Here is a 22,257-nt window from a genome sequence, read left to right on the forward strand (position 1 = left end):
CTGGTGGCCGGGATTTTCGGCGGCATGATCGTACTGCAAGTGTTGATCTACCTCTGGACGATCCAGGCCCTGGGTCGGCCCGAGATGCGCGGCGGCGTGCTCTCGGCGGCCTTTGGCAACACCGGCGCGATCAACCTGCCGCTGAGTTACCTGGCCTTCGGCGACGAGGGCCTGCGCGTGGCCGTGCTGGTGATGGTCGTGACCGCGGTGCTGCATTACAGCCTGGGGATCTACTCGATTGCCGGACGCCGGGCCGGGCTCGAGCTGGTTCGCTCGCCGCTGCTCTATGCGGCGATCGCCGGATCGCTGGCCGGGCTCTACCAGTGGCAGGCGCCGCAGTGGATCGGCGTGACGATCCAGACCCTGGGTCAGGCCACGATTCCGCTGCTGCTGATCATGCTCGGATTCCAGCTCTCGGCCACGCCGTTCACGATGTTCGGCAAAGGCGCGCTGATCGCGTTGGGCCGCAGCCTGGGCGGAGTGGCGATCGTCTGGCCGCTGGTTGTACTGCTGCGGCTCGACGGACCACTGGCCGCGGTGCTGGTGATCTCCTCGTCAATGCCGCCGGCGATCGTCAACTTCATGCTCGCCCGACGCTACAACGCGGCGCCGGAACTCAACGCTGGGGCAATCATGGTCGGCACCGGCCTGGCGCTGGTAATCAGCTCGCTGCTGCTGATCCACTTCGCCGTCTAGCTCGTATTATTCAACGATCCTCAGGTACGGGCGGTCCCTTGACCGCGTGGTCGTGGTGCCCGTCCTGGTCAAAGGCTTCAGCCTGCTCGTCGTCGTAGAACAGCACCGCCACGGCCTCGGAGTCGTCCTCGGAGTTGATCGCCATCAGCATGCCGTAATAGAGGAACCCCTCGTAGGTCTTGCTGTCGATCTCCACGCTCACGCCCTCGGCGCTGTTCTGGATCAACCAGGCCCAGTCCAGGGCCACCGACCACTGGCCGAGCACATCGTCGGTCGCGGGGTAGGCGCAGCGGTTCATCTGCTTCTCGCCGGTGAATTCGATGCTGACGTAGTCGCCGCCCTGGCACTCGATCTGGAACAGCCCGTCCTCGATCGTGCCCGAGACGAAGGTCCCGGAGTAGCTGATGGTCAACTGCGTGGGGCAGACCTCGGGTTCGGGGTCGATCAGCACGTAGCTCAGCTCGAACCCGACGTCGGTCACCTCGCCGCTTAGCGGCAGACCCGAGACCTCGCCCAGATCCTCATCCGCCGGCGGCATGTACCAGGCGGCCGCGCCGTAGCCCTGGTCGCCGAAACGATTGATTGTAAGAAAGTACAGCGGCTCCAGGTCGCCGGGCCACTGCATCTGGAGCAGGTACGGACCCACCGGATCGTCCGGATCCCAAGCCATGTCGTCGCATTTACCCAGATCGTTGTTAAAAGCCGACAGCGGCATGCGCCAGATCAACGAGCTCGCGGACACGACCTGCCCGGCATCTGAGTCGTAGAGCCCGGCAATGCAATCGACCTGCACCGCATCGTCCCCCGGCAGCAGGCTCGAGGGAATCTCGCTCCCATCGGGGCTGCCGCGCGCGGGCAGGCTCAACTCGACGTCCACCGTCTGCGCGTTGTCCTCGATCTCGAACTCGAAAATCGATTCTTCGCCCGACCCGTCGACGGCCACGTTGCCGCGCGAATCATCCCAGTCCATGCCGCACGAGGCGTAGCGGATCAGCCCTGCCTTGGCCGGGGCAAACTCGATTCGGCCGCTGAGCTCAATGCTTCCGCCCGGCGACGCGCTGTTTGCTGGATTGATTTGCAGGCTGCTTAGGTCGGGCTGCAGCGACTCGTCGCCGCCCCACAGCGTTGAGACGCCCGGCCGCGAGGGACTGGAGGTCACCTTCCAGTCGGTGTCTCCCTGGCTGTCCTGCTCGCGGGAAAAGACCGCCGTCGAGTTGGCCTGGATCTGCGCGTAGAGCACCAGATCGAGCTGTTCTTCATCCATCTGCGCCTGGTAGAGCACGTCGATCTGCGCCTGCGCCGCGTCGCCGTCGATCGTTACCACGGTCTGAAGCGTATAGCTGGTAACCGTCAACTCCGAGTCCTCGATATTCTCGTAGGCCTCGGCATGCAGGCCCGCACGATCCAGGCCCGCGTAATTGTAGTGCTGCGAGATGTGCGGCCAGACCAGCTCGTCGTAGGCCTCGTTGGTCTGCAAGGAATAGCCCTGGATCATCTCGGCCACGATCTGCTCGATGCGCGCTGCATCGTCGTCGTCGTCGTCGTCGTCGTCGTCCGCCTCGCAGGCACCCAGCAGCAGCCCCAGGACCAAAAATCCCAGCAGCGCGAATATCGCCAGTAGTTTAAGCGTGCGTCTCATGGTTTTATCCTCTCTTCTTTCTCATACAAATCAAATCAGCTGCCGCCTTTAGCGTCAACTTGTTTACTGCGGCGAGCCGATCGAACTGGGGCCAGGCGACGCGCTGATCGGGCCATCGCGCCGGCTTAGAGTCGGCACAAAACTCGCGAACTACGATTGGTTTTAACCAACGACCAATCCCGCGTCGCGGCATGGGGTTTGGCGTTGAACAATGATGGTCGTGCTACGCGAGTTTTGCGGGCACCTCAAAGGTGCCCCAGGCGAGCCCTAGACACAAAGATTGTGGCGGCTTCAAGCCGCCGTTGTGTCAGCGCAAGGCCTTGATCTTGCTCCCCAGGCCCCAGACGCCGCTGTGCAGCCACCAGATCGCCGCGCACAGCACGAACAGTCCGTTGTCGCGCAGCACGGTGAGTATGGTGATGTTCGAGCCCGAGCCGTCCTGGGTGAAGCAGCCGCAGTCGATGTCCAGGCCGATGATCCGCGCGCGGGTCACGCCGACGGCAAACGAGAGGCTCATCAGGCTGACAAGCAGCGCGCTGGGTCGCACAAAGATCCCGAGAATCAGCGCCACACCGATCAGCAATTCGCACGGCGGCAGGCACAGGGCGAACAGGTTGTTCAGCGCATAGGGTAAAAAGGCGTAGTTGGCCACGGACTGACTGAACAGCTCGGGGTTGGCGATCTTGTCCAACGAGGCGTAGACGAACACCGCGCCGACGAAGATCCGCGCCAGGGCCAGCAGCCGATCGACGATCGCGCGGCCGCTCATGGCTCGCCCCAGGCGCCGCCGGAATCTGATGGCGGAAACAGCTCGTTCACATCGAGTTGCTGTTCTTGCGGCTGCTCGCCGCTGCCCAATGTCGGGTAGCCCGCGGCACTCCACTCGGGCCAGCCGCCAAAGAACACGCCGATGCCCGAGTAGCCCATATCGACCAGGCGTTCGGCCAGCAGGTCGCTGGAGTGGCAGTCGACGCCGGAGCAGTAGGTCACCAGCCGGATTCCGGGCAAGGCCTGCTCCAAAATTCGATCGATGTGCTCCGGATCAAGGGTATCCACGTTCAACGCGCCGCTGATGTGACCGGCGTCGTATTCTTCCCGGCTGCGCGAGTCCAGGAACAGCGCCTCAGCTGTATCGAACAGCTCCTTGGCCTGTTCCAGGTCGATCGGGTTGGTGGCCGACGGGGCCGTGCGCTCGTAGATCCAGGGGATGCGGTCGGACCGCAACGCGTTGCTCCCCAGGCCGATGGCGGCCGCAAGGGCGACGATCAATGCGGCGATGACAAGCGTACGCAACGACAATGGGCCATCGGAATAGCTCTGTTTATTGCCGTTCGATGTATTGCCCATCTTACATTCTCTCATTGGTTGATCGGGCTACACTTTTCCAGCCGGTCGACCGCTGAGGGTAGCACAACAGGCCCTTTGCATGAAGACGACGGCTGACAACACACCGGCCCGAAGCTGGATTGACATGGTAAACGCTCAGCGAGTAGTATCTTGCGATCTTTCGGGCAAACGGAGGCATTATGAAGGAAAAGGTACAATCGGTAATCGAACGCATCCGCCCATTCCTGCAGCGTGACGGCGGGGATATCGAGCTGGTGGACGTCGACGAGCAGGGCGTGGTTTCGGTCCGGCTCAGAGGCGCGTGCCACGGCTGTCCCGGCGCGCAGATGACGCTGAAGATGGGTGTTGAACGCACTTTAAAAGAAGAAATTCCCGAGGTTAAAGAGGTCGTGGCCGTCAACTGATTTCGTTGCCGACCGTTTCTTGTTTTAGTCGAAAAGAGGAGTTGCTCGATGGCCTATAAAATCACCAGTGAATGTATCGCCTGTGGCTCGTGCATCGAGGAATGCGCTGCGGACGCCATCTCCGAGGGTGACATCTATACGATCGACCTTGAGAAGTGCACCGACTGCGGCGCCTGCGCCGATGTCTGCCCGGTAGACGCCTGCGTTCCCGCCGAGTAATCCAAGCTTAACGTTCTGTTGCGAAATAAATCCGTTACGCCGCCGGCAATCGACCGGAGGGGCGTAGCGGTTTATCTGCGTCCAAGGATCGCCTGCTAATGAAAAAATTCGTCCTGGCCAGCGCCTCGCCCCGCCGCAAAGAACTGCTGGGATCGCTGGGGCTGGATTTCATCATCGACCCGGCGCACGTTGACGAGAGCGCCCTGCCCGGCGAGGGGCCCGAGAAGCACACCCTGCGGCTGGCCCAGACCAAGGCCCGCACCGTTGCCGCCCGGCATCCGGGTTTTTGGGTGCTCGGCGCGGACACCGCGGTGGTGATCGACGAACTGATTTTGGGCAAGCCGCGCGACGTCGAGGACGCCGTGGCCATGCTGCTGCTGATCCAGGGGCGCAGCCACACGGTTGTCAGCGCCTTCGCCTTTTGCGGCGGGCCGCACGACGCGTGCGAGTCCGCGGCGGTCGCCTCGCAGGTCGAACTGCGATCCTTGACGCCCGCTCAAGCACGGTGGTATGTCTCCACCGGCGAGCCGATGGACAAGGCCGGCGCCTACGCGATCCAGGGCATCGGCGCCTGCTTGGTGCGCAGTGTGCGTGGATCATACACCAACGTGGTCGGCCTGCCCTTGGCCGAAACGATCGACGTTGCCGCGCGTCTGGAGATCCTCGATTTGGAGGAACTTAGATGAATAAAATCGCAATCACCCTCGAGCAGGTCAAAGAACGCATCGCCAAGGCCGCGCACGCGGCGGGCCGCGATCCCGATACGGTGCGGCTGGTGGCGGTAAGCAAAACCATGCCGCTGGAGATGATCGAGCAGGCGCTTGAGGCCGGACAGCGCGACTTCGGCGAGAACTACATCCAAGAGGCGGTAAACAAAGTCGACACGCTCAGCGGTAGGGACATCTGCTGGCATTTCATCGGCCATCTGCAACGCAACAAGGCCAAATTCGTGCCCGGCCGTTTTAAGTTGATGCACTCAGTGGATAGTCTGCGCCTGGCAGAGGCGTTGAACAGGCGCGCCGGTGCCGAAGGGCTCGTGCAGCAGGTGCTGGTGCAGGTCAACATCTCCGACGAACAGAGCAAGTCGGGAATCGACTCCGCAGGGCTGCGCGAATTGCTCATTGCGATCTCCGAGCTGGGCAACGTCAAGGTGCTGGGACTGATGACCATGCCGCCGTTTCTGCCCAACGAGCAGGCGCGGCCCTACTTCCGCGAGCTAATAAAGCTGCGCGAGCAGGTCGCACCGCACGTTCCGGCCAACGTCAGCCTGGACGAGCTGAGCATGGGCATGACCGGCGATCTGGAGGCGGCGATCGAGTTCGGCGCTACAATCGTCCGCGTGGGAACGGCGATCTTCGGCGCGAGGCAAGGCTCCTCGTGCGCAATTGGGGAAACGGACTGATGTTCACAGGGCATTCGATCGGCATTATCGGTGCGGGCAATATGGGCGAGATCCTGATCAAGGGAATTCTGCGCGGCGAGCTGCTGCCCGCCGAGCGGATCATCGCCTCAGACTTGGGAGCCGACAAGCTGGCGGGGATCGCAAAAAACTACGGAGTGCGCACCACCGCGGACAACCGCGAATTGGTGCGCGAGACCTCGATCGTGTTGCTGGCGGTCAAGCCGCAGAACGTGACCCATGTGCTCAAAGGGATCGGCGACGAGCTCGACTCGAATCATTTACTGATCTCGATCGCCGCCGGAGTCTCGACCGGCACGCTGCACAAGCTGGCGGGCAACGGCTCGCGCCTGGTGCGGGTAATGCCCAACGCGCCGGCAATGGTCGGCGAGGGGATGTCGGTGCTCTGCCCGGCGCAAAACGTGGGCGAGGACGACCTAGCGCTGGCCCGCGAGATCTTCGACTCCATCGGACGCAGCGTGGTGTTGCACGACGAGAGCCTGATGGACGTGGTCACCGGACTCTCCGGCTCGGGACCTGCGTTCATCTTCATGATGATCGAGGCGCTCTCCGACGCCGGTGTGCAACTGGGCCTCTCGCGCAAGGTCAGTAATCTGCTCTCGGCTCAGACAGTGCTCGGCGCGGCTAAAATGTTCATCGACACCGGCCGCCACGCCGGATACCTCAAGGACCTGGTGGCCACGCCCGGCGGCACGACCTTCGCCGGACTCAAGGAACTCGAGCGCGGCAACTTCCGCTCGACGATGATGGAGGCTGTGGAGGCCGCCACGCGGCGCAGCCGCGAGTTGGGCTTGCTGCGCGAGCAGGAGCAGGAGGACTAAGCGGGTTTTGATAATCAGGCTGCTGATCGCGCTGATTAACCTCTACGTGCTGGTGATCGTGGCCCAGGCGTTGCTCAGTTGGTTCATCCGCGATCCGCGACACCCGCTGATGCAGACCCTGCGGCGCTTGACCGAGCCGCTGTACGGACCGATCCGCCGCACGCTGCGCCTCGAAGGCTTAAGCATCGATCCCACGCCGCTGATTTTGATTGTCCTGCTGATGATCGTGCAGGCGATGCTCGAGGGTCTGCTACGCTGATTTCCACTCCACGCGATAGCGCACAGTGTAGTTCGCCAGCGCCTGCTTAATCTTGCTCTCCACCGCCTGCTCGGGCTCGTCGGCCGCGACAACGCGGATCGTCGCCAGCATGCCGTGGATCTTGTCTTCGCCGACCTCGACCTTGCAGCTTTGGACCATCTCGCCCAGAGCCCCGAGTTCGCGCTGGTACACGCGGCGCACCGCATCCCAACGCAGCGCGGGCTTGAACAGCTTGCCCACCGCGGTCTTGGGCAGACTTTCGAGCACCACGATCTCCTTGGGCACGGCCGCACGCTCGCCGATCAGCTCGCCGGCGCGCTTCATCAGCTCATCGCTGGTCAGCGCGACGCCCTGCTCGGGCTCGACGTAGGCCACGGGCACCTCGCCGGCATAGGGGTCGGGACGGCCGATGGCCGCCACCAGCGAGACGCCGGGGATTTTGGCCAGGGCGTTCTCGATCATCGAGGGGTCGATGTTGTGGCCGCCGCGGATGATCAGATCCTTTTCGCGGCCGGTGATCCAGAAGTACCCCTCAGCGTCGCGGCGTCCCAAATCGCCGGTGTTGAGCCAATCCTGGGCGACCCAGCAGGTCTCGTTATAGGCCTCGTCGGTGTACCCGGGAAAGACGTTGGGGCCCTTGATCACGATCGTGCCGATCTCGTCGTCGTCGCAATCGCGCTGAAAAACGCCGTTCTCGTCGAGCTTGACGCACTTCATCGGCTGGTAGGGCAGGCGGATGCCGATCGAGCCGACCTTACGCTCTCCGTCGCGGGGGTTGATCGAGCTGACCAGCGTGGCCTCGGTCAGGCCGTAGCCTTCCAGAATTTTCATGCCGGTGGCGGCCTCGAAGTTGCGAAAAAGTTCGATAGGCATCGGCGCGGCGCCGCAGATCGCGTAACGCAGCGAGGAGATGTCGATCCCGGCCGCGGGCACCTGCAACAGCCCGGCGTAGACCGTGGGCACGCCGGAGAAGAACGTGGCGCGATAGCGCTCGACGATCTTGTAGAAGTTGCCGATCAACGTGCGGTCGCGGTAGCCCGCGGCCCCGGCGAGCACCACGCGCGCGCCCACCGCGTAGGGCGCCAGGCCGGTGGCGAGTACCGCGTTGACGTGAAACAGCGGCAGGCCGCAGATCATCGAGCTGTCGCAATCAAAGCCCGCCATCACGCCCACGGCCCAGGCGATGTAGGTCTCCATGGCGTGGGTGTGCTTGGCCAGCTTGGGCGTGCCCGTGGTTCCGCCGGTATGAAACAGCGCGCATAGGTCCTGCGGATCGATGCTGCGCTCGAAGCTCAGCCCCTGGGCGTCGTAGCGCCCGAGTTGCTCGTCGAAGTCCAGCACTCCCTCCGCCGTAGTCGGCGGTCCGAGCACGCGCAGCACCACCTTGAGTTCGGGCAACATACTGCGCAGCTTTTCGACCTTGGGCCAGATGTCGCTGCCCGGCACGTCGCCCAGCGCGATCAGCACCTTGGTTTTGGCCGCTGCCATGATCTGGCCGATCACCTCGGCCTCGAGCATTGGATTGATCGGGTTGACCACGCCGCAGGCCTGGCCGCCCCAGATCGCAAATTGAGTCTGCGGCAGGTTGGGCAGCAGCAGCGAGACCACGTCGTCCGGGCCCACGCCCAGGTCGCGCAGCATATTCGCAGTACGATGGATCCCGCCCAACAACTGCTGGTAGCTAAAGTCCAGGGGCTTATCGTACTGCTCGCCGTTTTGAAAAAAGGTCAGCGCGATGCGCTCGGGCGTGCGCTGCGCCTGGTCGCGGATCATCTCGTAGGTCGAAGCGGGGATGCCGCGCTGCTCCAGCGGAACCTGCTCAATGCGCTCAATGTCCGCAATTCCGCGGATGCTGTACTGCTCCATTAGGTTTCCCTCTTGATACATGCCGACCGGCGGTCGGGCGAATTGATTACCATTAATGGAATCGAATCAATCTATCGTTCGCACTTTAATGCTGTCAAACCCGAGCTTGGCAATGCTTATTTGGGGAGCAAAATCGATTGCTGGCGTAAGGCTTTTTTATTATTAGGTATTTCTCCTTATTTAAATTGTATCCGTCGCAATGAAACGTCTTGCTTTCAGGATCAACGGCTCTGATAATCGATCGGCCGATACTGAAGAAGTCAAGGAAAATTCATTATGCATCATCAAGGTAGACTTTTTCTCTTCTCGATATTGTTGTTGGCGCTGTTGCTCGCGCTATGCACGACCGCCTGTGATAACGGCGATCAGGGCAATAGTGCGCAAAACGATGACAACGAAGACGACAACGATGACGACGATGACGACAGCGTCGAGTATCCACCCTGCCCGGCGGACGGCGCGCTCGAGGCGACCTATCAGCCCGAGGAGTTCCCCGACTCGGGACCGATTTTCTCGCCGCTCTACGACCGGCTTTACCAGCATCCGCAGCCGGTATTAATGCTCAATCCGACCTACAAGATCAGGCAGGTGGAGGTCTTTGATTGGGACCAGCCGTTGGACGCGCACAACGGCTTCGAGCTGCCGGCCCTGGCCGATGGCTACCACTGCCTGCGGGTCGAGGGGCTGTCCGCGGACAAGGGATTAGTGCGCGTTTACCTGCCCTTCGAGGTGCGCAGCACCGAGGACTTTCAGACGGCGCAGGTCGCAACGCCGCCCCTGGGTTCGGCCGCGCCGCTGGGGCTCGACGATGGTTCAGCGAACCTGCCGCAGTGGATCGAGCTAAGCAACGAGGGCTCGCAGCTGATCGAAGGGTTGCGCGTGTACGACGGACAGCTCGGCGATCGGTCCGACATCGAGGCCTGGGTCGACCAATACACAGCGGGCATGAGCGATAGTCAGGCGGCCCAGGCATTGTACGAGGCGGTGACCGCCCAATTGCGTTGGGGCATGGTGCCGGAGCTCGAGGGGATGTTCGACCCGGCGCTGATGTTCAACGTTTTCGGCTACGGCTGGTGCGGCGAACAGAGCCACGTTCTGGTCTATCTCTGGCAGATCGCCGGGCTCGATGCGCGGGTGGCTTACCTCGTCGGCCACGTCTGCGCCGAGGTCTACTATGACGGCGGCTGGCACTTCTTTGATCCGAGCAGCAGGCTGTTCTTTCTTGACCACGGTCTGAGCAACGTGACCTCGCTCGAGACACTGGAGAACGACTCTTCGTTGATATATGCCTCGACCGATCCCGACGAGCGATTGGCCAACCTGACCGATTTCGCCGACCATTACACTGATCTCTTGGGGCCGCCCAACGGCTCGGAAGAGCCGGATCCCCTGGCGCATCAGACCGTGCGCCATCAGCTCTATCCACGCGAGAGCTTGAAAATTCACTACAGCGGTTTGGGCGCCAGCTTCTGCCACGATTGCACCGAGGCGCGTTTCTTCAGCGGGGCCATGCGCCGCGAGTGGCAGGTGCTCGATCCCGAACTCGGGCTCGCACCGCTGTCCATGGAAAACATCGAGCACCTGATGTTCGAGCAGCAGGCTCCGGCGCCGCTGCATCCCGAAGACACGACCAATACCGGACGCTGGACCATCAAGCGCGAGTTCAGCGGCTTCGTCCTGGGCGTCTATCTGCACGCGGTGATCAAAGGCGACGATGCCTCGGACACCGTAACCTTCCTGGTGGGCCCGGACGCGGATTCCCTGGTGCAGGCTGCGACCTACCGTCCCACAACGGAACAACAGGTCTACCTCGATCTGGGCTCGCGGCTCGATCTTCAGGCATTCATGCCGCTGCGCTCCCTGACCATCGAGATCAGGATCAACGCCGCGGGCAGCGCGGACAGCGTCGGACTCAAACAGCTCGAGCTGGTCTATATCGAACAGACCGGAGCCTGGGCCGCGCCCGCGCCCCACGGCCCGACCGACGAGCTGATCGTGGACCTCGAGTCCGGGCCCGCGCCGGCGTTGCGTCTGGGTTATGCGCAACTCGAACGCGAGCAGCCCTCGTCGGTGGACAGCTTCTGCTCGGCTGAGGGCAAACAGATCGCGGCCGACGGCAGGGCCTTCGCCTCCCTGGCCTACAAGCTCCACGGCGCCAACGGCCATAGGCTTGGCGGCGGCCAGAAGGTCCAGCTGGTATCAAACCGCGGGACGGCCGATCAGATCCAACGCATCTGGTTCATGGGTCGCGACGTTTTTTCGCTGTGGCGCTCGCCGGGCGTGCTCAGTCCGGAGAAGGGAGCGTCGGTCGCCGATGGAACTTCCAAGGATTGGTTGTCCGACAATGACTGGGACCTGCTGTACGTAGTACGCTCCACACAGCCGGGCCAGGCGACGTTCTCTCTTGAGATCAACGGCCAGGCTGTGGAGGGATCGGATGTCAACGTACAATTTATCGAGCCCTGAACGCGGACGATTTCTTCTGCACTACGCGCTAAGCGCGCTGCTGGCGGTCGTGCTTTTATGCAGCGCGGCCCTGGCCGCGGACAAGCCGTTGCGGCCGTGCTTCCCGGGCATCAGCGGCATGGCGATCTTGGACGAGCACAGCCTGCTGGTGGTTTACGACACCAAGAACAAGCCTAAAAATGCGGACAAGCCGCGCGTCGCCGCCCTGACCATCGACCGCAAGGGTCGGCCTGAGCTGCGCGATGTGCGGCTGACATGGCCCGCATCCGCTGCCCTGCCCAACGATTTGGAGTCGATCTGCCCGGTACCCGGACGCACCGACGAGTTCCTCGCGGCCGAAAGCGGCTTTTACCAGGGTCGCTACGGACGGGTGTTTCACCTGCTCATCCAGCGCGCCAATACGCGCTGGACGGGCGCGGTCCTCGCCGTCTACCGCTTGCCCGCTGATACGGACAATGTCGAGGGGCTGGTCTGTCTGCGGTTCGACGATCAGCGCAAACTACTGCTGCTGGGAGAGCGCGGCGGCTCGGACGCCAATCCAAACGGCAAGCTGCGGCTGTGCAGCATCGGGACGGACAACGCGCTGCAAGTGATCCAGGAGCAGGCGCTGTCCGTGGACGATACGCTGTGGAGCGACCCGCTGCGCAATCGCGACATCGCGGAGCTGTACCTCGATCCCGAGGGCCGACTGTGGGGCGCGGCGGCCCAGGACCAGGGCGACGGCGGGCCGTTTCGCTCGGTGATCTACCTCGCGGGCAAGGTCGAGACCCAGGCCGAGAATCCGCTGCAACTGCGCCCCGCGCCGCTGGTCGTCTATCGCATCGACGGGTTCAAGGTCGAGGCGCTGTGTGCGCCGCTGATCCCGGGCAGCGCCCTGAGCGCGGGCACGGACGACGAGGATTACGGCGGAACCTGGCGACCGCTCCAGGAGCTGCTCCCGTGAGATACTCGTCCACCCACAAGCAACCATAAAATTAATCTTAGGAAACAAGATGATGCGATTAATACAGATAAACCGTTTACAGCTTGCTTTTTTTCTGAATCGTTATGGACAAACACCTTGACAAATGGATCACAACCTCATAGAAAGATGTAGACAATAAAAATAAACACCATGGAGCAAGGCATAATCGGGTCATTAAAGCGGACAAGCAGCGACGAGACGACAACTAGTATGAACGCTAACCAGTGACGTACGGTAGAGTCTTAAATATGGAAATGCACCCGATGCAGAGCTTAGTCGATTCGGCGATTGGTCCTATCAATGAGACCGTCGAGATCAAGCATACAGGGAGCGACCCTCACAGTTCATGCCGTTTACGCTATTACCGGACCAACAGGTCGGCAACGCTCGCCCGTTTCAGAACAACCGTTTCGAGGTTAATCCAATGCAGATAGATAACACCCTTTCCATTAAAGGGAAAAGGGATCTAATCAACAGTGTCCTTGAACCTCTGACATCGGTCGAAGCTTTCAAGAGTCGCTTTTTACAAAATACCGGCGATTCTATGGCTGAAGCTGATGTTGCTGATCCTGTTAAATGGCTAACAGCTCTTACTGAAGAGATGATTAAAAATATCAACAAGGATAAGTATAATAATCTTTTCAACGCACTCAACTTTAAAAACCCTCAGTCTTTCCTGAAGTGGAAATCTCCTCAGGTTTGGGATGAATATATTGAATATTGTAAGGATCTAGTTAGAAATACGTCGTATGGGCTCGTATTGGTTCCTACCAATATAAACACACGCAAAGAATGCTTAATCAGGCTTTTCTCGGGAAATCTTAAATTGCTTTGGTTGAATCTTGGTGCCGTCAATGAAGCTGTTTGGGACATTAATACCGTATCGTCATTAGCAACATCCCTCAGGAAGCACAAGCCCAAGGTCATTGCAAGCTTTGGTTGGGAACATATTAGTCCAGAAATGGAATTTGACGATAAACAGATAAAAAATCTAATAAAAAAGAGAAATGTCCTACAAACGATAGCCTCGTATGGTAAAGAGAATAAAGAGAAAACACTGTTGATCGTACTTCGCGAGAGAATGGAAAACCATTTTGTTTTATCCGTTAACAAAAACCTGGCAGAAAAGACTGTTGCCACTTTGATGTTTGAGTACTTACATAGTGAGGACCAACAACGTCGCGACACTTACTTCCTGGAGTCACCAACGGCTAAATTGTTTGAAATAGGCATTATTACGAAACATTTACTCAGAGAGCCTATAGTGGAACCTGAATCTGAAAGGGGCTCTCCTGATTCCTACTGGATCAGATTCTAGTTATCCCAAAAAAATCAAAATGAATCAAGGTGGCCTTATGTCAGCTGAGAATGTACCCAGGGATGTAGTCGATGAATTCTTTACTCATTCGAAGATAATCAGCAGAATTGTAATGAAAGGTAGCGTTACCTTTTTTATTCAAGGCGATTTTCGATGGGATAATGGTAAATTAATAGATTTTGACGATCGCCAAAGAAACCTTGGAGAAGAAGCACAAATTCTCGCTAGGTATTTAAGTAAGGGGTGGCTTGTAATCCCATGGCCACTTTTAAAGCGAAATTCAGCAAGTTTTCAGGACGATCTAACATCGATTTGGCCATGTAGAAAAACGATAAATCCTCCTACTTATCATAAAATTATTTGTATTGAAACATCAAGCTTCCTGGCAAAATCTGAAAGAATTGATATTGATGATGTCAATTATACAGTAGAATCTCAGTTTTGCAACATGACTCCCCTTCAATATTTATGCGCTAAAGACGATTATACGTGGGAGCACTCGATGCGCGTTGGTCGCATAACATCTAATATGGTTAATTTATTTGATGCTTTATTCACCTTTGCCGAGATCAATGCTTTACGCCTCTGTGGTTATCTTCATGATTTTGGTAAATTAAATGCTCCCGATATTCTACTAAGCAAGCCCTCTAGCTTATCACCAAGGGAAATGTATTGGGTAAATAGGCATCAATTGGTGGGCCTTGGTCTTGTCAGCATTCTCTCTGACGCTTCCCCATATTTGAAAACCTTGCCAATTTTATGTCATCACCTTCGACCATATCAGGTAGAACTAGTTGGAAGAGACTTTTTTCAAGAGGAAAAAATACATGACGTTGAAGGACGATATGCTAAATTCGTTGTTGGTACTACTATACTGAAGCTAGCTGACGCTTTAGATTGCCTTTTATCTAGTCGATCATATCAAAAACGGAAGACACCCAGGGAAGCAATAGATATTCTTTTGAAAGACATTAAGATAACTGAAAGAGTTAGTAATCACCATGCGTTCCCATTAGTTCCTCTGATTGGAAAAAACATTTACTTCCCGATCATTGAAAATTGGTTAAACTCTGCTAAAACTATAATCTTTCTTAATGATCTACTTAGAACATTTCCATCACCACCCCCTGATTAAGAGCAGAAAAAACCCGCGCCCCAAAGGGACGCGGGCTGGTAAATAACTGTCTTGCTCTAGGGTCTATTCGTCGAGGGACTTAGCTACGACCTCTGCCAGGTCGAACAGCTCGACTCCCTGCTCGTCGTACCCTTTGAGCTTATAGGCCTCGTCGAACATCGTCAGGCAGAACGGGCAGGCCGAGCACAGCACGTCGGGCTTGGCCTCCATCATCTGCTCCACGCGGGTGACGTTGATCTTGGGCGCGTGCTCCTCAAGCCACATCAGACCGCCGCCGCCTCCGCAGCAGAAGGCCTTGTTGCGGCTGCGCTCGATCTCGGTGGTCTTCAGGCCGGGAACCGCTGCCAGCACCTGGCGCGGCTCGTCGTACAGGTCGTTGTAGCGGCCCAGGTAACACGAGTCGTGGAACACCAGGTTCTTGCCGCTAAAACCGTTGTTCTTGAGTTTAATCTTGCCGCCCTGAATCAACTCGGCGATGAACTCGGTGTGGTGTTTGACCTCGTACTCGCCGCCAAGTTTCGGGTACTCATGCTTGAGCGTGTTGTAGCCGTGCGGGCAGGTGGTGACGATCTTCTTCACGCCCAGCTCGTTCATGATCTCGACGTTTTGCATCGCGATCATCTGGAACAGGCCCTCTTCGCCCAGACGGCGGGAGGAATCGCCGCAGCAGCTCTCGTCGTTGCCGATCACTGCAAACTTGATTCCGGCCTGGCGCATGATCTTGACCAACGACTGCGAGACCTTCTGCGCGCGCGCGTCATAGGCGCCCATGCAGCCGACCCACAGCAGCACGTCGAAATCACCGTCGGAGGCCAGCGGAATATCCAGGCCCTCGGCCCAGCCTATGCGGTCGCCGGGGTTCATACCCCAGGGGTTCATGTTGTTGGTCATGTTCTTGAGGAAGTTGCTTCCCTCGGCGGGCATAATCATGTTGAACACCAGGGCGCGACGAACCTCGTTCATCAGCGAGAGGTGCTCGATCATCACCGGGCAGGCCTCCATACAGGCCATGCAGGTTGTACACGACCAGACCACGTCGGGCTTGACCACGTCGTTGAGGAACGGCTCGGGATCGTACTCGTCGTCCGCGGCCTTTTCCTCGCCCTCGCCCTCGACCGACTTGGCGGCCTCAGCCTTGCACTTGGCGTCCCAATAGATCTTGAAGTCCTGGATGAACTGCTTGGGGCTCAGCGGCTTCTCGGTGTTGTAAGCCGGGCAGACCTCCTGACAGCGTCCGCAGCGGGTGCAGGCGTCGAGCATCACAAGCTGCTTGGGCGTGAAATCGGCGATACGATCATAGCCCAGGCGCTCGATCTGATCGTTCTCCATCTTCTCGATCAGGTTGTCGATGGGCACGACCGCACCATCGAGCTCCAGGTTGCTCGAATAGATGTTGGCCGAGCTGGCCACGATGTGCCACAGCTTGGTGTAGGGGATTACGGCGATGAAGCCCAGTCCCAGGAACAGGTGCAGGAACCAGATCACCTTGTGGAACGCCGCTGTGCCGCCCACGCCCAATCCCTTGAGTCCCAGGGCCAGCAAATAGCCCACCGGGCTGGCCAACGGCTCGAAGCTCGCGTAGTCCGGGTTGATGCCGTGCGTGGTCAGCTGGGTCCCCGGCGCCACGAGCAGCCCGTTGGCAATGCGTCCGGCCTCGGAAAGGAAGCCCGTGACCAGGATCAGCGCGATCAGGCCCAGCACCACCGCGTCGTCGGAGCGGTTGTCGAGACGATCGGGCTTGGTCACGTAGCGTCGCCAGGCAGCCATGCCCAGGCCGATGATCGCCAGCACGCCGAACAGGTCGAGGAAAAAGCTGAACGCGACGTAGAATCCGCCTTGGATGAACTTGCTGCCGGTGATCAGTCGGTAGAGATCCTCGTCGAGCACCGTGGCCGCCGTTCCGATGAACAGCACTACGAAGCCGAAGAAGATGCAGGCGTGCATGATCCCCGGGTAGGCCTCTTTGAAAACCTTGATCTGCACCAGGGCGTACTTGAGCAGATTGACGATGCGCGCGCCCATCTGGTCCAGGCGCGGCTTTTCAGACTTGGTACCGGCGCGCCACAGCTTGACCTTGGTCCACACGCCGTAGGCGAAGATCGCCATGGTCACCAGCGCCAAGCCGTAGACAAACCAGCGGGTCCAGCCGTATCCCTGGTAGATCTCCCAGAAGGCTAACCGTTCCTTCATAACATGCTCCTTGCACCGAACCGCCCACAACGGCCGGCTTTATGCCGACCGTTGCAGACGTATTGTATTCGACCGCTACGGGCTATTCGGCCAGCAGTTTCTTGAATTCCTCGGTCAGCAGTGGAACCACCTCGAACAGGTCGTCGACGATGCCGTAATCGGCCTTCTGGAAGATCGGGGCTTCCACGTCCTTGTTGACGGCCACGATGACCTTGGAGGTCCGCATGCCGGCCAGATGCTGGATCGCGCCGGAGATGCCGAACGCCAGATACAGCGAGGGGTTGACGACCTTACCGGTCTGTCCGACCTGCCAGGACTGCGGGGCGAAGCCCGAGTCCACGGCGGCGCGGCTGGCGCCGATGGTCGCACCGATCGCGTCGGCGAGATCCTCGAGAATTTTGAAGTTCTCGGCGGCCTTCATCGCGCGTCCGCCGGAGACGATGCGGTCGGCCTCGGTCAGGTCCGGACGATCGCTCTCGCCCTCGACCGTCTCTTTGAGCACGGCCTTGATCACACCTGCGTCGGCTGCCACAACGTTCTCGGCTGCGGCTTTGCCCGCCTCGGGCTCGGCCACGGCGATCACGTTGGGGCGGATCGCAACGATCCCCTTGCCGTCCCTGAAGATCACGTCGTTGAACGCCTTGCCGGCGAACACCGGGCGGCGCGCCACGACCCTGTCGCCGTCTTTGTTGATGTCGACGGTGTCGGCGGCGATGCCGATGCCCAGCTTGGCGGCCAGGCGCGGGGCCAGATCCTTGCCCGTGGTGGTTGAGCCGAACAGGATCAGCTCGTACCCTTTGTCGTTGATCAGATCGGCCAGAACCTTGGCGTAACCCTCGTTGGAGTAGTCGGCCAGGGCGTCGGACTCGAGCAGATAGACATTGTCGGCGCCGTACGGTCCGACCAGGGCGCCGATGCCGGCCAGGCCCTTGCCGATGGCCGCGACGTCGGCGGTCTCGCCCAGATTCTTGGCGGCGCTGAGCAACTCGAAGGTTATCTTTTTAGGCTCGCTGCCCTTGAGCTCCGCAATAACGAGTATCTTAGACATGGTGCTGCTCCTTTCCCGCCAGGGTTAGATAACCTTGGCTTCTTCGCGAAGCAGGCGAACCAATTCCTTGACGTTCTGCTCGCGATCGCCGGTGTTGATGACCTTGCCGGCCGCCCTCTCGTCGGGCAGCGACCAGCCGATGATCTCGGTCTTGGACACGGGCTCCACGCCCAGATCGGCGAAGTTCTTCACGTCGACCGGTTTGCGCTTGGCCTTCATGATACCCGGAAGGCTGGCATAACGCGGCTCGTTGAGTCCCTTGGTCGCGGCGACCAGAGCCGGCAGCGGGGCCTCGATCACCATCTTGGCGCCGCCCTCGATGTCGCGGTTGACGGTGACGGTGCCCTCGCCGACCTCGACCTTGCTCACCACGGTGACCTGCGGGATGCCTAAAAGCTCGCAGAGCATCGCCGGGACCGCTGACTGGTCATCGTCCATCGCCTGCTTGCCGCAGACGATCAGGCCGTACTCCACGCCGTCCAGACCCTTGGCCAAAGCCTGGGCCGTGGTCAGTGCGTCCATGCCGTCCAGCGAGTCGACCTTGACGTGGATCGCCTTGTCGGCTCCCATCGCCAAGCCGGTGCGGATCGCCTCGATGGCGCGGTCCGGACCCATGGAAAGGATAGTCACTTCGTCGGCCTTGCCGGCCTCCTTGATCTTCAGAGCCTCTTCGACCGCGTACTCATCATAGGGGTTCATCACCCACTTGATACCGTCAGTCTCGATACCCGATCCGTCGGCCTTGATCTTGATCTTGGTCTCGGTATCGGGCACCTGCTTGACAAGAACTACTATGTTCACAGGGCACCTCCTCGGATTGGTTTCTTGATGCCCGCCCTACCCTGGGTCATTCATGATAGGACGTGCGCCTTAAATCGTTTCCCCCCGCAGGCGGGGTCGGTCCGTTATCCGTATCAATTCCAGCGCCGCGTCAACCTGCGGCGACCGGTTGCCTGTCGACCAATATTCCCTTTACGAAGATCCGGTAGATCTGCTCCTCGGCGGTCTTGAGCGAGTACTTGCGCTTGGGCGTCAACACCCAGTAGAGCACCATCTCGTCCAACGCCCCGAACAACGCGCGCTTGAAAACCCCGGGCTTGACCTCGGCGTCGAATACGCCCTGATCTTTGCCCTCGCGCACGATGTAACTGACGATCTGCATGTAATCCGCGAACTTGCGCGGAACGTACTCCTTCATGAACTTGTGGCTCTGACGCAACTCGACGGTCAGCACCTCGGCCAACGCCTGGTTGGCCTCCATGGTCGTCAGGTGCAGGTGGATAAATGTCTTGAGCTTTTCCACCGGGTCGTGCACCTGCTCCAGACGGCTCTTGAACTGCGAAATCAGGGTTTCGAGGTTCTCCTCGAAGAGCTTGATCAGAATGTCGTCTTTATTCTTGAAGTACAGGTAGATCGTGCCGTCGGCCACTCCGGCCTCGTTGGCGATCTGGCTGATTTTACTCTTGTGAAAACCGTTCTTGGCAAATACTTTTATGGCGGCCTGTAGTATTTTTTCGTGCTTGTCGTCGATGTTCTTCAACGTCACCATTGTCTCGGCCGGCCTTAAGATTTTGAGCAAAACCTACTTCGAAACATTCATCAGCCCAATACTGCGAGATGGCCCCGTCGCGCAGCAACTCCGGCTGCACGGCTTGACTGTAATTCGGACTAATTAGCGGAACCGCTAAAATGAATGAATGTTCACTCAGTAGAGACTAACCAACAGATTCCCCCCTGTCAAGGGGATTATCTCAGCCGCGAAACTGAACCGAAAAAGGGCTGGCATTCAGACTTTTTCCGATTATACTGTGACAAACATCATCTATTATGAGTCCAACGGATTCCCCAAAGATGAACAACGAGCAGCAGATCAGCGAATTCGAGAGCAAAATGCGGGAACTGACCGTGCTCTACGAACATTATTTCAGCGGCCTGAACAAGCGCGAGCCGTTCAGCGAACGACAGCAGCTGCAGAAGCTGGTGCTCCATTTCTCGGGCAGGCGACCGAACAATACCCAACTGGCTTTCAGGCTCTCGGCGTTGCTCTCGCGCTACGAGGCGATCTCGCGCTTCTGGGACCGCACCATGCTCGAGATCGAGAAGGGAACCTACAAGCGCGACCGCTTCAAGGCCGACATACGCATCGGTCGACTGGACGACATCAAGCACGGCGGCCCGCGTAAGCCGTTGGGCTCCGAGGCGTTGGAGCGCGTACAGAGCACGGCGCACAGGTCCGAGCAGGCCGGCCAGGCCGAGCGCGAGGGGCGCGAGCTGCGCAAGCTCTACCGCGAGTTCGTCGAGGCCCGGCGCAGCACGCGCGAGCAAACCCAGATCGACTTCAAGAAATTCTCCAAAACCGTTCGCACGCAACGTAAGAACCTGCAGCAGCGCCTGGGCGGCGACGTGGGGTTCCGCGTGGTGGTCGAAGAGGGCAAGACCAAGCTCAAGGCGGCCAAGCGCAAGGGCTGAGGACCGCTTAGATGACAGCAGGCCGAGACTGGGATGATGACGACCGCCCGAGCTGGCGCGAGATCGACAAGGCGCGCGACCGCAGCGGCCACCGCGGTTCCGAACGATCGAGTTCCTCCCCTGATTCGCGCAGCACTCGCAGCCAATATATGAAAAAGCAGCTGCTCAAACAGGCCGAGAGCGCGTTCCAGGGCAAGCGCGGCAGCGCAGCGTACCGCAAGAGCGTAAACGCCCTGCGCGACGCCTTTGGCGACGAGGGCTTCGACAAGCTGGCGACCGATTTCGTGGCCGAGCACGGCCTGCCCGACGACGACTGGAGCACCCTGCTGTTGCTGCTGGACTGCTCGGACCCGACCCTGGCCGCGGACGCGCTCGAGGCGTTGCAAAAGCTGATCCAGGGTCGCTCCGCGGCCGAGCTTACGGCCCTGCGCTCCAAGCTGCGCATGCTCGCGCTTACAGCCCGCGACCGCAGGTTGCGCGGCCTGACGGCCCAGATCCTCGAACAACTCTAGCCCGTTTTATTCAGATTCAGTGGATTCGGCTTTGGTATCGGCTGCCGCCTGTTCGCAGAACCGATCGAAATCGAGCTGTTCGGCCTTGTCCTGGGCCAGGCTTTGCGCGGCGCACAGCGCCAGGTAAGTGCCCAACGCGGCGTCGGGCAACAGCAGCGGGTCGGCGGGCTTGCCGCCAAGATAGGCGATCCAGTCGTCGAACTGCGGGCGCTGCCCTTTATCCTGGGCTCGGGTGCGCAGCTCCTTGCGCTGTGTCCCGAGGAACTGCGTGCGTTTGAAGTCGTACACCAGGCAGGCCTGTCCTTGGGCAAAGACCTCGATGCGTTCTTTGGGCAGTTCCTTGATCCCCTGGCTGACGTAGTCCAGCCGACCGATGCTGTTGTCGGCAAAGTTCAGGCTGACGCTGAAGTCCTGGCACAGGGCCGGATCAACGCCGGGCCGCAGCACGCCTTGGGCGTAAAGCGCTGTGGGCCGCGCGCCGGCGATCTGGCACAGCAGGTCCAGAAAGTGGCAGCCCTCGCCCAGCAGTCGTCCGCCGCCGATGGCCGGATCGTTGATCCAGTGAGCGCCGGGCAGCGCCTCGGCGTTGACCGTGTAGATCATCTGTAACGGCCCGCCGAGCTTCCGCCGCCAGTCCAACAGCTCGCGGATGTGGGGGCTGAAGCGTCGGTTGTGTCCCACGCTCAGCGCCCTTCCCGACTCCCGCGATGCGCGAATCAGCTCGGTCAGATCATCGAGGCTCAGGGCCAGCGGCTTCTCGATGAATACGTGCTTGCCGGCCCGCAACGCCTCGAGGCCCAGGGCCGCATGGGAGTCGTGGCGCGTGGCAACGATCAGGCAGTCCACATCGTCGCAGGCGATCGCCTGCTCGGGCTGGGTGGTTGCCAGCGCCGCGCCGTAACGCTCGGCCAGTCGCTTGGCCTCCACACCCTTGTGCGTGGCCACGGCCCGCAGTTGCGCCGCGGGATTGGCCTCGATGTTGGGCAGGTGGAACGCCGCGGCGTAGTTGCCCGCGCCGATCAGGCCCAGGCCGACCCGGCCCTGTTTTTTCGGCCCGGCCTTGATCTCCCAAACGGTCGACGGGCTGCGCAACGGCTCGTCCATGTGCTGCGCCGCCTGGTAGACGAACAGCGCGGCCAGATGCTGCGTCCCGGTGTCGGCCAGGCCCTGGTAGACCTGGGGCGCGTCGTCCGGCGGACCCTGGAGGGTGACCAACTCCGCGGGCCGGACTTTGCCCGCGGCCACAAGTTCAAGAAACGAAAGCATGTTGCGCTGCTCGGTCCAGCGCACGTACCCCAGGGGGTAGTCGTGCCCTTGCTCCTCGTAGACCGGGTCGTAGCGGCCCGGGCCGTAGGAGGTCGAAATCAGCAGGTCCAGTTCCTTGGCGTAGAGCTCGTCGCGATCGATTTCCATGCCCACCGCGCCTACGGCCACTACCCCTCCCTTGCGCCGGCAGGCATTAACCGCCTGGTTCAGCGGCGCGC

At 60.0% G+C, this 22,257-nt stretch carries 22 protein-coding genes; 13 read left to right on the forward strand and 9 right to left on the reverse strand.

The window, feature by feature from the left end; genetic code table 11:
* The coding region (locus tag P9M14_15135) for an AEC family transporter (protein ID MDP8257079.1) at positions 1 to 696 on the forward strand (696 nt) is incomplete at its 5' end.
* Between the two features lie 10 nt (positions 697 to 706).
* Here the strand turns inward: P9M14_15135 and P9M14_15140 are convergent.
* The 3 genes from P9M14_15140 to P9M14_15150 form a co-directional block, all read right to left on the reverse strand.
* Positions 707 to 2,335 carry a hypothetical protein gene (locus P9M14_15140; GenBank protein ID MDP8257080.1) on the reverse strand — a complete coding sequence of 543 codons (1,629 nt, stop codon included), beginning with the start codon at positions 2,333 to 2,335 and terminating at the stop codon, positions 707 to 709.
* A 307-nt stretch (positions 2,336 to 2,642) separates the two neighbouring features.
* Positions 2,643 to 3,104, reverse strand: a complete 462-nt coding sequence (locus tag P9M14_15145; GenBank protein ID MDP8257081.1) for a MauE/DoxX family redox-associated membrane protein — start codon at positions 3,102 to 3,104, stop codon at positions 2,643 to 2,645.
* Entirely contained in the window at positions 3,101 to 3,682 is a 582-nt protein-coding gene (locus P9M14_15150; GenBank protein ID MDP8257082.1) for a rhodanese-like domain-containing protein, read from the reverse strand. Before P9M14_15150 ends, P9M14_15145 begins: the two co-directional genes overlap by 4 nt.
* Before the next feature lie 179 nt (positions 3,683 to 3,861).
* Between P9M14_15150 and P9M14_15155 the strand changes: the two genes are divergently transcribed.
* From P9M14_15155 to P9M14_15180, 6 genes are all read left to right on the forward strand, one after another.
* The gene (locus P9M14_15155; protein MDP8257083.1) at positions 3,862 to 4,086 is read left to right on the forward strand and encodes a NifU family protein; all 225 of its coding nucleotides are present in this window, start codon (positions 3,862 to 3,864) and stop codon (positions 4,084 to 4,086) included.
* A gap of 48 nt (positions 4,087 to 4,134) precedes the next feature.
* Entirely contained in the window at positions 4,135 to 4,305 is a 171-nt protein-coding gene (locus tag P9M14_15160) for a 4Fe-4S binding protein (GenBank protein MDP8257084.1), read from the forward strand.
* 98 nt (positions 4,306 to 4,403) lie between these two features.
* Positions 4,404 to 4,991, forward strand: coding sequence for a Maf family protein (locus tag P9M14_15165; protein ID MDP8257085.1), 588 nt, complete (start codon positions 4,404 to 4,406; stop codon positions 4,989 to 4,991).
* Positions 4,988 to 5,707 (forward strand): YggS family pyridoxal phosphate-dependent enzyme, encoded by a 720-nt coding sequence (locus tag P9M14_15170; protein MDP8257086.1) that lies wholly within the window; start codon positions 4,988 to 4,990, stop codon positions 5,705 to 5,707. Before P9M14_15165 ends, P9M14_15170 begins: the two co-directional genes overlap by 4 nt.
* Positions 5,707 to 6,546 (forward strand): pyrroline-5-carboxylate reductase, encoded by an 840-nt coding sequence (gene proC, locus P9M14_15175; GenBank protein ID MDP8257087.1) that lies wholly within the window; start codon positions 5,707 to 5,709, stop codon positions 6,544 to 6,546. The genes P9M14_15170 and proC overlap by 1 nt, the downstream gene beginning before the upstream one ends.
* A 7-nt stretch (positions 6,547 to 6,553) precedes the next feature.
* Positions 6,554 to 6,805, forward strand: a complete 252-nt coding sequence (locus tag P9M14_15180; GenBank protein ID MDP8257088.1) for a YggT family protein — start codon at positions 6,554 to 6,556, stop codon at positions 6,803 to 6,805.
* Here P9M14_15180 and P9M14_15185 read toward each other — a convergent pair.
* Positions 6,797 to 8,671 (reverse strand): acyl-CoA synthetase, encoded by a 1,875-nt coding sequence (locus tag P9M14_15185; protein MDP8257089.1) that lies wholly within the window; start codon positions 8,669 to 8,671, stop codon positions 6,797 to 6,799. The genes P9M14_15180 and P9M14_15185 overlap by 9 nt on opposite strands.
* 318 nt (positions 8,672 to 8,989) lie before the next feature.
* Between P9M14_15185 and P9M14_15190 the strand changes: the two genes are divergently transcribed.
* The 4 genes from P9M14_15190 (at position 8,990) to P9M14_15205 (ending at position 14,554) form a co-directional block, all read left to right on the forward strand.
* Entirely contained in the window at positions 8,990 to 11,137 is a 2,148-nt protein-coding gene (locus tag P9M14_15190) for a transglutaminase domain-containing protein (protein MDP8257090.1), read from the forward strand.
* Entirely contained in the window at positions 11,109 to 12,080 is a 972-nt protein-coding gene (locus tag P9M14_15195) for a hypothetical protein (protein MDP8257091.1), read from the forward strand. Before P9M14_15190 ends, P9M14_15195 begins: the two co-directional genes overlap by 29 nt.
* A gap of 367 nt (positions 12,081 to 12,447) precedes the next feature.
* The gene (locus tag P9M14_15200; protein MDP8257092.1) at positions 12,448 to 13,419 is read left to right on the forward strand and encodes a hypothetical protein; all 972 of its coding nucleotides are present in this window, start codon (positions 12,448 to 12,450) and stop codon (positions 13,417 to 13,419) included.
* Between the two features lie 112 nt (positions 13,420 to 13,531).
* Positions 13,532 to 14,554, forward strand: a complete 1,023-nt coding sequence (locus tag P9M14_15205; GenBank protein MDP8257093.1) for a hypothetical protein — start codon at positions 13,532 to 13,534, stop codon at positions 14,552 to 14,554.
* 63 nt (positions 14,555 to 14,617) lie between these two features.
* On the opposite strand, the gene P9M14_15210 is transcribed toward P9M14_15205, so the two are convergent.
* From P9M14_15210 to P9M14_15225, 4 genes are all read right to left on the reverse strand, one after another.
* Positions 14,618 to 16,744, reverse strand: a complete 2,127-nt coding sequence (locus tag P9M14_15210) for a heterodisulfide reductase-related iron-sulfur binding cluster (protein ID MDP8257094.1) — start codon at positions 16,742 to 16,744, stop codon at positions 14,618 to 14,620.
* Between the two features lie 82 nt (positions 16,745 to 16,826).
* Positions 16,827 to 17,792: an electron transfer flavoprotein subunit alpha/FixB family protein gene (locus P9M14_15215; protein ID MDP8257095.1), complete on the reverse strand. Its 966-nt coding sequence runs from the start codon at positions 17,790 to 17,792 to the stop codon at positions 16,827 to 16,829.
* A 24-nt stretch (positions 17,793 to 17,816) separates the two neighbouring features.
* Entirely contained in the window at positions 17,817 to 18,593 is a 777-nt protein-coding gene (locus P9M14_15220) for an electron transfer flavoprotein subunit beta/FixA family protein (protein ID MDP8257096.1), read from the reverse strand.
* Positions 18,594 to 18,723: 130 nt separating this feature from the next.
* Positions 18,724 to 19,338, reverse strand: a complete 615-nt coding sequence (locus tag P9M14_15225) for a TetR/AcrR family transcriptional regulator (protein ID MDP8257097.1) — start codon at positions 19,336 to 19,338, stop codon at positions 18,724 to 18,726.
* A gap of 305 nt (positions 19,339 to 19,643) precedes the next feature.
* Here P9M14_15225 and P9M14_15230 point away from each other — a divergent pair, with 305 nt between their 5' ends.
* Positions 19,644 to 20,261, forward strand: coding sequence for an MXAN_5187 C-terminal domain-containing protein (locus P9M14_15230; protein ID MDP8257098.1), 618 nt, complete (start codon positions 19,644 to 19,646; stop codon positions 20,259 to 20,261).
* Between the two features lie 11 nt (positions 20,262 to 20,272).
* Complete coding sequence (locus P9M14_15235; protein ID MDP8257099.1) at positions 20,273 to 20,773, forward strand: hypothetical protein; 501 nt, start codon at positions 20,273 to 20,275, stop codon at positions 20,771 to 20,773.
* Positions 20,774 to 20,779: 6 nt separating this feature from the next.
* Here the strand turns inward: P9M14_15235 and P9M14_15240 are convergent.
* On the reverse strand, positions 20,780 to 22,257 hold a 1,478-nt coding region (locus P9M14_15240), incomplete at its 5' end, for a Gfo/Idh/MocA family oxidoreductase (GenBank protein ID MDP8257100.1).

It is taken from the genome of Candidatus Alcyoniella australis (assembly GCA_030765605.1).
GTDB classification, from domain to species: Bacteria; Lernaellota; Lernaellaia; order JAVCCG01; family Alcyoniellaceae; genus Alcyoniella; species Alcyoniella australis.

Bases quoted from the DNA above. Each gene is read 5' to 3' on its own strand.
- P9M14_15140 (MDP8257080.1), bottom strand. From the start codon at position 2,335: ATGAGACGCACGCTTAAACTACTGGCGATATTCGCGCTGCTGGGATTT.
- P9M14_15145 (MDP8257081.1), bottom strand. From the start codon at position 3,104: ATGAGCGGCCGCGCGATCGTCGATCGGCTGCTGGCCCTGGCGCGGATC.
- P9M14_15150 (MDP8257082.1), bottom strand. From the start codon at position 3,682: ATGGGCAATACATCGAACGGCAATAAACAGAGCTATTCCGATGGCCCA.
- P9M14_15155 (MDP8257083.1), top strand. From the start codon at position 3,862: ATGAAGGAAAAGGTACAATCGGTAATCGAACGCATCCGCCCATTCCTG.
- P9M14_15160 (MDP8257084.1), top strand. From the start codon at position 4,135: ATGGCCTATAAAATCACCAGTGAATGTATCGCCTGTGGCTCGTGCATC.
- P9M14_15165 (MDP8257085.1), top strand. From the start codon at position 4,404: ATGAAAAAATTCGTCCTGGCCAGCGCCTCGCCCCGCCGCAAAGAACTG.
- P9M14_15170 (MDP8257086.1), top strand. From the start codon at position 4,988: ATGAATAAAATCGCAATCACCCTCGAGCAGGTCAAAGAACGCATCGCC.
- proC (MDP8257087.1), top strand. From the start codon at position 5,707: ATGTTCACAGGGCATTCGATCGGCATTATCGGTGCGGGCAATATGGGC.
- P9M14_15185 (MDP8257089.1), bottom strand. From the start codon at position 8,671: ATGGAGCAGTACAGCATCCGCGGAATTGCGGACATTGAGCGCATTGAG.
- P9M14_15195 (MDP8257091.1), top strand. From the start codon at position 11,109: ATGTCAACGTACAATTTATCGAGCCCTGAACGCGGACGATTTCTTCTG.
- P9M14_15200 (MDP8257092.1), top strand. From the start codon at position 12,448: ATGCCGTTTACGCTATTACCGGACCAACAGGTCGGCAACGCTCGCCCG.
- P9M14_15205 (MDP8257093.1), top strand. From the start codon at position 13,532: ATGAAAGGTAGCGTTACCTTTTTTATTCAAGGCGATTTTCGATGGGAT.
- P9M14_15210 (MDP8257094.1), bottom strand. From the start codon at position 16,744: ATGAAGGAACGGTTAGCCTTCTGGGAGATCTACCAGGGATACGGCTGG.
- P9M14_15215 (MDP8257095.1), bottom strand. From the start codon at position 17,792: ATGTCTAAGATACTCGTTATTGCGGAGCTCAAGGGCAGCGAGCCTAAA.
- P9M14_15230 (MDP8257098.1), top strand. From the start codon at position 19,644: ATGAACAACGAGCAGCAGATCAGCGAATTCGAGAGCAAAATGCGGGAA.
- P9M14_15235 (MDP8257099.1), top strand. From the start codon at position 20,273: ATGACAGCAGGCCGAGACTGGGATGATGACGACCGCCCGAGCTGGCGC.